Raw genomic sequence first — 12,185 nt, 5'->3', positions numbered from 1 at the left:
CATTATCACGATCACGAGCACAGACACGGGCTGACGACACCGTTGAACAATCCGGCGTAGCAGTCCAAGCTAGGGTCCAACCCATGACCGTCCTCAAGTTGCCGCCCAGCATCGGGGTGGCGGCGCTGCTCGCCTTCGCCGTCGCCTATCTGCTCGGCACCTTTGCCGGAGTGGCCAATCAGGCATGGATCTTCGGCGGCGCGCTGGCCTTTCCGCTGGTGTGCACGCTCCTCGGACTGGTCGGAGCCATCATCCTGCTGCTGTTAGCGGCAGCCGTCCGCCCGCTGCGCACTCGCGTGAACCTTCTCTCGACGGCGTCCATGGCCGTCGTCGCGGGCATCCTCGCGCTCACCCTCGTCCTCGCCACTCCCTCCCTGACCAGCCCTGATTCCGTTCCCGTTCGCGCGGGCGCCCGAGAGCTGCGGTCCCTCGCCTGGAACGTGCACCAGGAGGATGTTCCCGCGGAAACCCTGGTGGCCCTGATGGCCGAGACCGAACCGTACGTCGTCATGTTCGCAGAACTGTATTCCGGCGGTGACGAAGCCCGGTTCCCAGGAGGCCGCTATCCGACGGGGTATCAGCTCGTCGATGGCCATGCGATCGCGGTCACGTTGTTCGTCTCGGAACGCCTCGGTGAGTACCGGCTGGTGGCATTCGACGAGTCCGCTGCCTATACGGGCATCGTCGCCGAACCCGTCGATCCCGAGTCGGAGTCGCCAAAGATCGTCGCGGTGCACACCACCCGGATGACGCTGCACCCCGACATCGGCGCTGGCTTGTGGCTGCGCGGCCTGGACTGGATCGCCCAGCATTGCGCCGAGCCCAACACGATCGCGTTGGGTGACTTCAACGCCGGCCCGGCCAACTTCACCGACGGTCGGCTCGGCGAATGCCAGCTGCACTCCTTGGGCACCTCCGCTCCCACCTGGCCGTCAACGGTTCCCGTGCCGCTGGGAGCAACGATCGACCACGTCCTGGCCACCCCCGACTGGACACCGACCTACGCCCGAACCCTTGACGTCCCCGCCCCAGGAACCGACCACCGCCCCGTCTTCTCCGTCCTCACGCGTTAGCACGAGGAGGTTCAGCAGCATGGTCACCAACAAGCTCTTCGCCGACTACGAGCCTCAGGTCGACGCTCAGACGACGGTCTCACCTCGGATTGACCCGTTGTCTCACTCAACTGTCACCGCGTGCGCCGCACTGGCGGCTGCACGCGAAGGCGATCCCGTTGAACGCTGGCTGCCCGTCTTCGCGCAGAGGGCGACGGCCGATTCTGTCACGACCTTCGTGGCCCACGTCGACGAGCACTTCGCCGGCTACGCGTCCATGAACTGGCTCTCCCCCGGGAAGGATGGAGCGATAGCGCCGGAGGGTTGGTACCTCACAGGCCTCGTCGTCGCTCCCGAGTGGCGACGCCACGGCGTCGGCGCGGCGCTCACGCAGCACCGTCTGACGGTCCTCGCCGAGATCACGTCCGAGGTCTACTACTTCGCCAGCGCCCTCAACCGACCGACCATCGACCTCCATGCGCAGCTCGGCTTCGAAGAGCTGACAACAGACTTCCAGTTCCCGGGCGTCACCTTCAGCGGTGGAGCAGGCACGCTCTTCAGACTGGCGTTCTAGACTCCGGTACACGTCAACGAGTTTGCATGCGTCGCTATTCCGACGGAATCAACCACGCTATTGACGGCGAGGTGATCTTCGCTCCCTGCCCGGCGGCGCCGGTTATCCACAGCACGACGGATTCTTCTGGCGGTAGTCAGCCCCCTCACCAAGACTTAGCGCCATGACCTCGCCATCACGCACCGAACCACCAACCGTCTATGTTGCAATAGACACTGCTGTCTATTGCATGGTTGAGATAGCCTCATGATGAAACGAAGCGCCGTCCTTGCACGGCTTCAAAAGGCAGCGAAGAAAAAGGGTGGCGATGAGTGAGGTGTTCGTCGTGAGGGCGGAACGTGGAAGCCACGTCTGGGTGCTTGAGTCGGACAACGGGGCTGTCAGCCAGGTGCGGCGACTGGACCAAGCCATCGATGAGATGCGAGAGGCAGTTGCCTATCTCGCGGGGCTACCGATCGACGAAGTAGAGATCGAGCTACAGCCCGTCCTTCCCACGTCATACCAGCAGGCTATGGACCGAGCGGCACAGCTGCGGGATGCCGCCTCGCAAGCCCAACACGAGGCGGCGGTGGAATCTCGCCGAGCGGCCTCGGCTTTGGTTGAGGCCGGTCTCTCGATGCGCGACGCCGCCCACGTCATGGGCATCTCGCATCAACGAGTAGCGCAACTGGTGAAGGGCGCAGCCTGATCCCTCGATGACCATGTGTCGTACTCCAGTGGGAGATGTTCCACCGCAGACGGTGGAACATCTCCCACTGGAACAACAAACCTGAGGCGGCCTACTGCTCCATCCAGGGATTGACGACATCGACGCCCGCTCTGCGGAAATCAGACTCGTTGCGGGTGACGACGGCCAAACCGTGAGCCAGCGCGGTACCCGCGATGAGTGCGTCGTGGCCCGGAGCAGGATCAGGAACGTGCAGCGGGGCCACTCGTCGGGCGGCAACCAGGTCGAGCGGAAGAATGCGATCCGCAAATCCAGTCAGCACACGATCCTCGAACCACCGGGTGAGCAACGCCGCTTGCTCTGCGTCGCGGCGTGCGAGCCTCAGAATCCCGGTCTCGATCTCGATCACCGTCACCACGCTGATCGCCAGGTCGCCGGTCTGTTGAGCGGCTACCCATTGTTTGACCTGCGACGCACCTGATCTTTTCCGCAGCTCCCCCAGCACGTTGGTGTCGAGCAGATACCTCACCACTGCACCGGCGCGATCCCGAGGCCACTCTCCTCGATCTCGAAGTCGACGTCCTCGTCCATCTCGAGCCACGACGCCATATCGCGCGGCACGCCCGCGAGCCGCTCGTAGTCGGCGTAGGACAGCACGACGAGAGTCGGCTGATCGCGCTCGGTGACCACGACGGGACCACTGGCCGCCAGCCGCTTCACATGGCTGGGGTTCCGGTTGAACTCGGTAGCTGCAACGGTGACCACGACACCCCCTAAGTAGTACTTCTAACTACTATACGTCGATGGGATGTGATCAGCATCGCATCGGTCGTTCCTCCGTGCCCAGGATCGCCCTGACCCAGCCTTTTGTCCACGCAGAAGGGAGCGGTCGGTGGCGGCTTGGAAGGGATCCCACCCTATGTCCGAATGGGCGTAGATTGGGGGTATGGCTTCGAGGGCAGCGCGCGCTGAGACGGTGGTGATCACCACCGCTCCCAAGTCGCGCACGCTGGACGTCGAGACGCGGCAGCGCCGGTACCTGATCACCATGGCCATCCGCACGGCTGGCTTCCTGGCGTTCCTGGTGGTGCCCGGGTGGTGGAAGCTGTTGGCGTTGGCCGCTGCAGCCCTTCTCCCTGTCGTCGCGGTGCTGTTGGCCAACAACTCAGACCATCGCCCACCGCCCGTCGTCACGCCCGAGGAGACAACGGAACGTCTGGCGCTACCCCCAGGAGAGGTGCTGCGCGGCACCGTGGAGGACGAGGAATGAAGAAACTGATCCTGCGTTGGGTCGGTCTGGTCATCGCAGTAGCGATCCTGGGGTTCGTCTTCGTACAGTTGGGTGAGTGGCAGCTGCGCCGGCTGGAGGAGCGCCGGGAGTCCAACGCGATCGTCGTCGCCCACCAGGGGCAGGCGCCGCTCCCCTACGAGCAGGTCTTCACCAAGCCCATCGAGGACGACGACCAGTGGCAGCGCGTCGTCGTACACGGAACCTACACCGGCGACCAGTACCAGGTGCGTTACCGCAACCAGGACGGCGCGGGCATCGAGGTGGTGGCGGTGATGCGCACCACACAGGGCGATCTTCTGCTGATCGACCGCGGGTTCATCCGACGACAGTCCGGGCAGCCCGACCCCGAGGTTCTTCCCCAGCTGCCCAACGGCGACGTCGAAGTGATCGGCTACGTCCGCCGCAGCGAGAACGGCAAGCCGGAGGCCATCGAGCCTCACGACTACAAGGTGCGCTTGATCAACGCCTCCGCGCTGGGCGCCTCTCTAGGCGAGACGCTGCTCGACGGGTACGTCTCACGCATCGAGTCCACGCCCGCTGAGCCCGAGGAACTCGAGCCGCTGCTTCCGCCAGAGCTCGACGAAGGCCCCCACCTGATGTACGCGATGCAGTGGTTCGCTTTCTCGGTGATCGCCGCTGGTGGCGTCGCTATTCTGATCCGGGCCGACCTCCGCGACCGCAAGAAGGCCAAGACTCGGGCGGCTGCCAAGAAGGCGAAGGTCGCCGAGTCCGAGGCGGAGACGCCGGCCGATGCCACCCACTGACGCGCTTCGGGCGTTCACCGATGCGCTGCGCTGCCCTCATTGCTCGCAGCCCGTTCACCTCGACGCCAACGCGCTGGCCTGCGATCGCCGGCACAGCTTCGACGTGGCACGCCAGGGCTACGTCAACCTGCTGACTCGTGCCGCACCGGCCAACGCCGACACCGCCACCATGCTGCGCTCCCGCGCCGACTTCCTGAGCACAGGCCACTACCTCCCCATCGCCGACGCGGTTGCCGAGGCCGTCGGCGACGCCGAACGCGTGCTCGAGACTGGAGCCGGCACAGGCTACTACCTAGGCCACGCGCTGGAGGGCAGGGGTTGGGGCCTGGCCACCGACGTCTCCCCCTCCGCCGCCAAACTCGCGGCCCGCGCGCACCCGAGAATGGCCAGCATCGTCGCCGACACCTGGGCCGGGCTCCCCGTCGCCGACCAGTCCTTCGACGCGCTGCTCTGCGTCTTCGCCCCGCGCAACCCGACGGAGTTCGCCCGCGTGCTGCGACCCGACGGACGGCTGATCGTCGTCGTCCCCACCGCCGGCCATCTGGCAGAACTGCGCGACGACTACGGCCTGCTCGGCGTCCCCTCGGACAAGGCGGCGGCCGTCGCCGAGGCTTTCACCGGCTGGACCGTCCAGACCGCCAGGGTCGAGGCCGACTTGGATCTCTCCGCCGACGACGTGGCACACCTGATCGCCATGGGCCCCAACGCCTTCCACGGCCTCCCCCCGACGACGGCCCCCGCGCGAACCCGGCTGTCCGTCGACGTCCTCACCCTGACCTGCCGCTCCTGACCACGCGGTGACCCACCCCGCCTCTAGGGTGATCCCATGACGGCGGGAGATCGATGGGGATACGGGCTGGGAACGCTTGGGCGTGACATGCTGGCCGCGCTGGTGTCCACCTATCTCATGTTCTATCTCACCGACGTCCTCCTGATCTCGGGCCGCGAGCTCCTGGTGCTGACCGGCGTGATCGTGTTCATGCGCTTCTTCGACGCGGTCAACGACCCGGTGATGGGCATCATCGTCGACAACACCAAGAGTCGCTGGGGCAAGTTCAAGCCGTGGATCACCATCGGTGCGATCTCCTGGGCAGTAGCCGGCGTGCTGATGTTCACCGACTGGGGCCTGCGCGGCTGGGGCTTCGTGGTGATCTTCACCGTCACCTACATCGCGTTCGAGATCAGCTACACCATCAACGACATCGCCTACTGGGGCATGCTGCCGTCGCTGACGCGCGACCAGCGCGAGCGCGAGAAGGTGGGCGCCGTGGCGCGGATCTGCGCCAACATCGGACTGTTCGCCGTGGTGGTCGGCATCGTGCCGCTCACCGCGTGGATGGGCGGGATGCTGGGCTCTACCCAGAAGGCCTGGTTCGTGTTGGCCATCGCCGTCGCGGTACTGATGCTCGTCTTCCAGTCCTTGACGCTGCTGTTCGCGCACGAGCGCATTCCGACCTCCGACGAGGCCACGCCGCTGCGCGAACTCTTCCGGGTGATCTTCCGTAACGATCAGCTGCTCTGGGTCACCCTGGGCATGGTGCTGTTCATGACCGGCTACATCACCACCACGTCGCTGGGGCTGTACTACTTCAAGTACGTCTACGGCGACGAGGGCATGTACCCCGTCTTCGCGCTCATCCTCGGCGTCACCCAGCTGGTTTCCCTCGCGCTGCTGCCCGCGGTCTCCAAGGTGCTCTCGCGGCGCGGACTCCACCTGGTCGCGACGAGCATGATCGCCGCCGGCTACGCGGTGTTCTGGTTCTCGGGCACCTCTCCATTGCTGGTGGCTGTCGCCGGCGTGCTGATCTTCGCGGGCCAAGCGGCGATCCAGCTGCTGCTGGTGATGTACATCGCCGACAGCGTCGAGTACGGCGAATGGAAGCTGGGGCGACGCAACGAGTCGGTCACCTTCTCGCTGCAACCGTTCGTCTACAAGTCGTCCAACGCCCTGGCCAGCGGGGCGGTTGGCATCACGCTGGTGCTCTCCGGCGTCGACGTCGCCACCTCGGCCGCCGAGGTCACCGCGTCGGGAGCGACCGTCGTCAAGCTGGCGATGCTCGCCCTGCCGGCCATACTGACCCTGATCAGCTGGGCCATTCTGCGCGCCACATACAAGCTCGACGAAGCCACCTACGCTCGCATCATCGCCGACCTGGAAGCGAGGCACAGCGCGTGACGCTGGACAAGAACGCCCGAGTCCGAGACCTGTACGCCACGCCGCTCGGGCGCGACATCGTCGACAAGCTCCTGTTGCAGAGCGGCGCGCCGAGGTCCGCCATCAAGGCAGCGGGCCGGTTGCGGCTATCGCGGCTGGAAGCCCTGACGGAGAAGCTCACCGGTCCGGGCCTCGTCGACGCGCTGCTCGCCCTCGTCGATCAGCATAACGACGACGTGCCGGGGACGGAGCCCAAGGACGCCTGGTGGCGCGACGCGGTGTTCTATCAGATCTACCCGCGCTCGTTCCAGGACTCCGACGGCGACGGCGTCGGCGACCTTCGCGGCATCATCTCGCGCCTCGACTACCTGGCCGAGCTGGGCGTCGACTGCCTGTGGCTCTCCCCCATCTTCGCCTCGCCCAACCAGGACATGGGCTACGACATCAGCGACTACCGCGACATCATGACCGAGATGGGCACGCTGGCCGACGCCGACGAGCTGATCGCCGGCTGCCACGAGCGCGGCATGCGGATCATCCTTGATCTGGTGGTCAACCACACCTCCGCCCAGCACGAGTGGTTCCAGAAGGCGATCGCCGACCCCGACGGCCCTTATGGCGACTACTACTTCCTGCGCCCACCGCGCGATGACGTGCACAAATCTGCGGATACGGCGAGTTCTGCGGCCGAAGTGGCCAGGCCTGAGCACATACGCAGACTTGTGCACGGAACTCCCGGCGAGCCGCCCAACAACTGGACCTCGTTCTTCTCCGGGCCCGCCTGGCGCTGGATTCCCGAGGCCGAACGCTGGGCGCTGCACCTGTTCGCCGACCATCAAATGGACCTCAACTGGGCCAACCCCGCAGTGCGCGGCGAGGTTGCCGACGTCGTGCGCTGGTGGCTCGACCGGGGCGTCGACGGGTTCCGGCTCGACGTGATCAACTACATCTCCAAGGCGGAAGGCCTGCCCGACGGCAACCCGTTCGTCGGACAACTGATGGAGTTCACCGGGGTCGAGCACTACTTCTACGGTCCGCACCTCGACGAGTACCTGCGCCAGCTGCGACGCGACGGCTTCACCCGCCCCGATGGCAGCGTCGCGGTGATGGTGGGCGAGACGCCGGGCATCGGCATCGAGGGCGCCCGCCTGCTCAGCAACGCCGGGCGCGGCGAGCTGGATCTGGTGTTCAACTTCGACGTGCTGGACATGCCGGGGCAGATCCGGTGGGACGCGTACGCCTACGACCTCAACTACCTCAAGCGCTTCTGGCTGGGTTGGCAGGAACGGCTTCGCCCCGGCGACGGGATCGCTCTGTTCCTGGACAACCACGACAACCCGCGCATGCTCAGCAAGGTGGCCGACGGCGCCGAACTTGACCCCACGACGCGCACCGCCATCGCCAAGCTGCTCGCGACGCTGCAGCTCACCATGCGCGGCACGCCCTTCCTGTTCCAGGGCCAGGAGCTGGCGGCCGTCAACCAGGACTTCGCCGGCATCACCGACCTCCGCGACGTCGAGTCGCTCAACCGCTACCGGAAGCTACTCGACGACGGAACGACGCCTGAAGATGCCTGGGCCGAGATCCTGGCAGGCAGCCGCGACCATGCCCGCGTGCCGATGCGCTGGGACGCCGAGGGCGGCTTCGGCGGCGAAGGCGGCCTCGGCAGCAAGGGCGGGTTCCGCGGCGAGGGAAGCTTCGGCCGCGAAGGCGGCTTCGACAGCGAGGGCGGGTTTGGCAGCGAGCCATGGCTGCCCGGCAAGGACGACGCCCCTGGCTTCACCGCCACCGAACAACAGGCCGACCGGAACTCCGTCTGGCACTGGTACCGCAGCCTGATCGCCCTGCGTCGGGCCCATCCGGCGCTGGCCCGAGGCGACTTCCGCGCCATCCACCCCGACCGTCGCGACTACCTGGGATATGTGCGAGAACATGCCGGCGAGGCCTGGCTGATCGAGGCCAACCTCTCCGGCAAACCACGCCGCCGCCCGCGACACGGCCTCAAGACCGACACCGTCCTCGGCCCGACACCCGGCCCCAAGATGCGCCCCTGGGAGTCGACCGTCGGCCGCATCATCCGCTGAGCCCGCGAGCCTCTCACGACGCCCTTCGACGTGCGAGGAACGAGCCTCGACCATCAACGTCGGCGCGAACACCGATGACGCTCTTCGAGGTGCGAGGCCGCTCGCGGCCGAGCCTCGAGGAGAGCCAGCGCGAGGTGAGGCAGGGATCAAGCAACCGTGTTGATCGGGGTGGTAGCTGAGTTTCTGCGGCTGCTTGCGGTGGCTCTCCTTGAGGCAGCTTCACTCATGAGACCTTCTTCGTCACCGTCGTGTAGCCGGACTTCTTCCCGGTCACCTTCACCGAGATCGTCGCACCCTTGTCAGCAGCCGTGAGCGTGTAGGTACTCGCAATGGCGTCTGGGATCGCCTTTCCATCTCGCAACCACTGGTACGCGAGCGTCACGGGTGCCGGCCGCCACTCGCCAGGTTGCGCGACCAGCGTTCTCCCGGCCTGCGCAGTTCCCGAGATCGTAGGGGTAGGCGTGTTCTGCAGTGCGGCAGTGACCACCGTCGCCGAGTTGCCGGACGTCGCGGTTGAAGACGCGTACCCTGCTAGCGAAGCGCTGACTCTCACCGAAAGAGCGCGTCCGATGTCAGCACTCGTCACTTCGTAAGTGGAAGCGGTAGCGCCTGGAATGCTCGCGCCGTCCCGCAACCACTGGAACGAGAACTGCTGGCCCAACATGGCCCAACTCCCAGGATCTGCCCGAAGCAAGGTTCCAAACACAGCAGAACCCTGAACGCGCGGAACGCCCGTCAGTGCCACTGGACCTACGGCCGTGCCGAACCGCGGGTTTCCACCTGCACCGTAGTTGATCGCGTAGATCTCGTACCTCGCACCGCTCGCGCCGCCCGCGATGGTGACATCGAACCCGTGATTTGCCCCGTTCCTGTGCACCGTGTCGACATCGGGCCTGGACAAATCGGCCTTCACCGAGGTGACGTGCTTGCCGTCACGGTAGACGTGGACGCTGATCGCCGTCGCCCAAGTCCTTGATGTCGAACTCACCGACCTCATCCCCAGCGACCTGTCAGACCTCACCGCCGGGCGATAGCCGTCGTCGCCGGGATCAACACGGCTGCATACGTTCGATCTAGGGAGCCGGCCGAGAGAGTGCGGCTGCTTCCGTCGCTATACCGACTCTTGCCGCCGCGTTGCCCTCGGGGGCGGGACAGAACCGATGCACGCAGCCGCACTGATCCCGCAAGTGTGGGCGTCCCGAGAGCCGGTGAGACGCCGTTGATGCACCGCTCGGATCCGACCGCCCACGCAGACTCCACCTCAAGTCGTCAGACCGGGTGCCAGTTCATTGGTTTCGACACGGGCGCTCGTTCCTCGCCGCCCGGTTCAACCAGCAGTTATCGGCCAGCTCGGAACGAGAACCCCGGGCCGCATGTCGCCCACGACGCTACCGTCAGGCGTGTCGCCGCTGGTTGAGCCGGGCGAGGAGGCCTAGTACGAGGTCGTGGGCGTACGGGGCAGCGACGAGGTCGAGGAATCGCGGGAAGTCGAGGTGGGCGTGGTCGTCGGCGCGGTCGGAGATCGTACGCGCCAGCGCGAACGGGATCCCCGCCGTCGCGCAAACCTGAGCCAGGGCCGCACCCTCCATCTCGACGGCGAGGAGGTCGGGGAGGTCGGTGCGCAGCCGGTCGCTGTCCTCGCGCGTGGCGATGAACTGGTCCCCGCTGGCGACGAGCCCGGTGTGCGCCCTCGGCGCCTCGATCCCCAGCTCCAAGAAAGCCGCAGGCGGGGACACCTTGTGCTTCTCGACCACCTGCCGAGCCGCTTCACATAAAGCACCAGTGAGGCCCGGGTCCGGCAGAAAACGCACGGTCCCCTCCACCTGCCAGCGCGGAAACAGTGGCCGAGGGTCGACATCGTGCTGCAGCAGCGCGTCGGCGACGACCACATCACCGGTCCGCACGCCAGGGCCGATCCCACCCGCGGTGCCGACCATCACGACGGCGTCCGCACGCTCGGCCAGGACGGCTGCGGTCGCCGCAGCAGCGACCTTGCCGACGCCGGAAAGCGCCAGCAGCACGTCGTGCCCAGCGAATCGGCCCTCAAGGAAGCTCCGCCCCGCGACGACGTGCCGAGTCACCTCTCCGGACTCGCGGGCCGCCTCGAGGACCGAGGACAGCTCGGCTCGGAGGGCGGCGACGATCGCGATCACTACAGGCCGAGGAAGGCGCGGAACTCGTCGCAGCAGCGCTCGGCGCGCTCCTGATCGGGCAGTTCGCAGAAGATGCGCAGCAGCGGCTCGGTGCCGGAGAAGCGGGCGATGATCCAGCCGTCCTCGAAGTAGACCTTGCACCCGTCCTCATAGGAGACGCGCACCACCGGCTCGCTGAAGGTGGGCAGCAGCTTGTCCTCCATCAATGTCTTCAGGATCTCGGGCTTGCGCTCGCGCTCGAAGGCGAAATCGGTCTCCGCCATGTAGTGCGGCGGGAACTGCCCGGTGATCTCCTCATAGATCTGGCTCATCGACTTGCCCACCACCGCGATCATCTCGACGAGCAGCGCGGCGGCGTAGATGCCGTCCTTGCCGGAGATGTGTCCGCGCACCGTCAGGCCACCGGACGACTCGCCGCCGATGATCGCATCGGTCTCCAGCATCTTGCCGGACACCCATTTGAACCCGACGGGCACCTCGTAGCAGGTCTCGCCGAACATCTCCGCCACGTCGTCGAGCAGCGACGTCGTGGCCACGTTGCGCACCACCGGGCCCTTCCAGCCCTTGTACTTGAGCAGGTAGTAATACAGGATCACCAGCAGCTGGTTGGGGTGCAGGAAGTTGCCCTTGTCGTCGATCACGCCGAGTCGGTCGGCGTCGCCGTCCGTCGCGATGCCGAGGTCGCAGCCCGTGTCGACGACGTAGCGCTTGAGCGACTCCAACGTCGCGCTCGTCGGCGACGGCATCCGGCCGCCGAAGAGGGTGTCGTGCCGGTCGTGGATCACCTCGACGTCGACGCGCGCCGTCATGAGGATGGTCTGAAGGGACGTCTTGGAGACGCCGAACATGGGGTCGAGGGCGATCTTCAAGTTGGCCGCCTTGATGGCCTGCATGTCCACTTGGTCGATGATCGAGTCGATGTAGCCGTTGAACGGGTTGATCTCGGCGATCTGACCGGCCTTGACTGCCCTCGCGTAGTCGACGTGCCCGATGCCGGCCTCGGCCTCCCCCTCCAGGCCCTCCATCCGACGCTCGACGTCGCGGGTGACGTCCTCGTCGGCATCCTTGCCACCGGCGGTGAACACCTTGATGCCGTTGTAGAGCGCCGGGTTGTGCGACGCGGTGATCGCCATCCCGTACGGGAGATCCTGGTCCTTGACGGTCCACATGATCATCGGCGTCGGCGCCTGCGCCACCTTGATCACCTGCGTCTTGATGCCCTCGCCGGCGAACACCTCGGCCGCCCAATGCGCCGCCACGTCGGAGAGGAAACGACGGTCGTATCCGATCACCAGACCGCGATCCGCCACGCCCTCGTCCTTGATCCGCTGGGCGAGCGCCCCGGCCAGCAATCTGACGTTGGCGCGGGTGAACTCGTCGCCGATGATCGCGCGCCATCCGCCGGTGCCGAAACTGATCCTGGCCATGGTTTCCTCCTCGATAAG

General features: G+C 66.2%; 13 protein-coding genes. 8 read left to right on the top strand and 5 right to left on the bottom strand.

What is annotated here, in order from left to right:
• The first annotated feature begins 83 nt into the window (after positions 1–83).
• The 3 genes from P0D62_RS14380 to P0D62_RS14370 all read left to right on the top strand — a co-directional run bounded on the left by P0D62_RS14380 (position 84) and on the right by P0D62_RS14370 (position 2,314).
• A complete protein-coding gene (locus tag P0D62_RS14380; protein ID WP_275703241.1) occupies positions 84–1,073 on the top strand; it encodes an endonuclease/exonuclease/phosphatase family protein in 990 nt (329 codons plus the stop codon).
• A 19-nt stretch (positions 1,074–1,092) separates the two neighbouring features.
• The gene (locus P0D62_RS14375; protein WP_275703240.1) at positions 1,093–1,626 is read left to right on the top strand and encodes a GNAT family N-acetyltransferase; all 534 of its coding nucleotides are present in this window, start codon (positions 1,093–1,095) and stop codon (positions 1,624–1,626) included.
• A gap of 307 nt (positions 1,627–1,933) precedes the next feature.
• The gene (locus P0D62_RS14370; RefSeq protein WP_275703239.1) at positions 1,934–2,314 is read left to right on the top strand and encodes a hypothetical protein; all 381 of its coding nucleotides are present in this window, start codon (positions 1,934–1,936) and stop codon (positions 2,312–2,314) included.
• A gap of 91 nt (positions 2,315–2,405) precedes the next feature.
• Here the strand turns inward: P0D62_RS14370 and P0D62_RS14365 are convergent, their stop codons facing one another.
• Both P0D62_RS14365 and P0D62_RS14360 read right to left on the bottom strand, forming a co-directional pair.
• Positions 2,406–2,822: a type II toxin-antitoxin system VapC family toxin gene (locus tag P0D62_RS14365; RefSeq protein ID WP_275703238.1), complete on the bottom strand. Its 417-nt coding sequence runs from the start codon at positions 2,820–2,822 to the stop codon at positions 2,406–2,408.
• Complete coding sequence (locus tag P0D62_RS14360; protein WP_275703237.1) at positions 2,819–3,058, bottom strand: type II toxin-antitoxin system Phd/YefM family antitoxin; 240 nt, start codon at positions 3,056–3,058, stop codon at positions 2,819–2,821. Before P0D62_RS14360 ends, P0D62_RS14365 begins: the two co-directional genes overlap by 4 nt.
• Before the next feature lie 181 nt (positions 3,059–3,239).
• On the opposite strand from P0D62_RS14360, the gene P0D62_RS14355 reads away from it, so the two are divergent.
• Genes P0D62_RS14355 through P0D62_RS14335 form a run of 5 tightly spaced genes read left to right on the top strand, consistent with a single transcriptional unit; the run spans position 3,240 to position 8,587 of the window.
• Complete coding sequence (locus P0D62_RS14355; RefSeq protein WP_275703236.1) at positions 3,240–3,563, top strand: DUF3099 domain-containing protein; 324 nt, start codon at positions 3,240–3,242, stop codon at positions 3,561–3,563.
• Positions 3,560–4,348 carry an SURF1 family cytochrome oxidase biogenesis protein gene (locus P0D62_RS14350; RefSeq protein ID WP_275703235.1) on the top strand — a complete coding sequence of 263 codons (789 nt, stop codon included), beginning with the start codon at positions 3,560–3,562 and terminating at the stop codon, positions 4,346–4,348. The genes P0D62_RS14355 and P0D62_RS14350 overlap by 4 nt, the downstream gene beginning before the upstream one ends.
• Positions 4,335–5,138, top strand: coding sequence for a putative RNA methyltransferase (locus P0D62_RS14345; RefSeq protein ID WP_275703234.1), 804 nt, complete (start codon positions 4,335–4,337; stop codon positions 5,136–5,138). The genes P0D62_RS14350 and P0D62_RS14345 overlap by 14 nt, the downstream gene beginning before the upstream one ends.
• A 36-nt stretch (positions 5,139–5,174) precedes the next feature.
• Positions 5,175–6,524 carry a glycoside-pentoside-hexuronide (GPH):cation symporter gene (locus P0D62_RS14340; protein WP_275703233.1) on the top strand — a complete coding sequence of 450 codons (1,350 nt, stop codon included), beginning with the start codon at positions 5,175–5,177 and terminating at the stop codon, positions 6,522–6,524.
• Positions 6,521–8,587, top strand: a complete 2,067-nt coding sequence (locus tag P0D62_RS14335; RefSeq protein WP_275703232.1) for a glycoside hydrolase family 13 protein — start codon at positions 6,521–6,523, stop codon at positions 8,585–8,587. The genes P0D62_RS14340 and P0D62_RS14335 overlap by 4 nt, the downstream gene beginning before the upstream one ends.
• Before the next feature lie 223 nt (positions 8,588–8,810).
• Here P0D62_RS14335 and P0D62_RS14330 read toward each other — a convergent pair whose 3' ends face one another.
• The 3 genes from P0D62_RS14330 to P0D62_RS14320 form a co-directional block, all read right to left on the bottom strand.
• Positions 8,811–9,575, bottom strand: coding sequence for a hypothetical protein (locus P0D62_RS14330; RefSeq protein ID WP_275703231.1), 765 nt, complete (start codon positions 9,573–9,575; stop codon positions 8,811–8,813).
• A 406-nt stretch (positions 9,576–9,981) separates the two neighbouring features.
• Positions 9,982–10,740 carry a 5'-methylthioadenosine/adenosylhomocysteine nucleosidase gene (locus P0D62_RS14325; protein WP_275703230.1) on the bottom strand — a complete coding sequence of 253 codons (759 nt, stop codon included), beginning with the start codon at positions 10,738–10,740 and terminating at the stop codon, positions 9,982–9,984.
• Positions 10,740–12,167, bottom strand: a complete 1,428-nt coding sequence (locus P0D62_RS14320; RefSeq protein ID WP_275703229.1) for a phosphoglucomutase/phosphomannomutase family protein — start codon at positions 12,165–12,167, stop codon at positions 10,740–10,742. Before P0D62_RS14320 ends, P0D62_RS14325 begins: the two co-directional genes overlap by 1 nt.
• Between the last annotated feature and the right edge of the window lie 18 nt (positions 12,168–12,185).

The sequence above is a fragment of the Tessaracoccus caeni genome (genome assembly GCF_029211185.1).
Classification (GTDB): domain Bacteria; phylum Actinomycetota; class Actinomycetes; order Propionibacteriales; family Propionibacteriaceae; genus Arachnia; species Arachnia caeni.
This window is presented reverse-complemented; position numbering and strand designations above follow the sequence as displayed.

Excerpts from the sequence above, each read along its gene's own strand:
- P0D62_RS14380 (WP_275703241.1), top strand. The coding sequence starts at position 84 with ATGACCGTCCTCAAGTTGCCGCCCAGCATCGGGGTGGCGGCGCTGCTC.
- P0D62_RS14375 (WP_275703240.1), top strand. The coding sequence starts at position 1,093 with ATGGTCACCAACAAGCTCTTCGCCGACTACGAGCCTCAGGTCGACGCT.
- P0D62_RS14370 (WP_275703239.1), top strand. The coding sequence starts at position 1,934 with ATGAGTGAGGTGTTCGTCGTGAGGGCGGAACGTGGAAGCCACGTCTGG.
- P0D62_RS14355 (WP_275703236.1), top strand. The coding sequence starts at position 3,240 with ATGGCTTCGAGGGCAGCGCGCGCTGAGACGGTGGTGATCACCACCGCT.
- P0D62_RS14350 (WP_275703235.1), top strand. The coding sequence starts at position 3,560 with ATGAAGAAACTGATCCTGCGTTGGGTCGGTCTGGTCATCGCAGTAGCG.
- P0D62_RS14345 (WP_275703234.1), top strand. The coding sequence starts at position 4,335 with ATGCCACCCACTGACGCGCTTCGGGCGTTCACCGATGCGCTGCGCTGC.
- P0D62_RS14340 (WP_275703233.1), top strand. The coding sequence starts at position 5,175 with ATGACGGCGGGAGATCGATGGGGATACGGGCTGGGAACGCTTGGGCGT.
- P0D62_RS14320 (WP_275703229.1), bottom strand. The coding sequence starts at position 12,167 with ATGGCCAGGATCAGTTTCGGCACCGGCGGATGGCGCGCGATCATCGGC.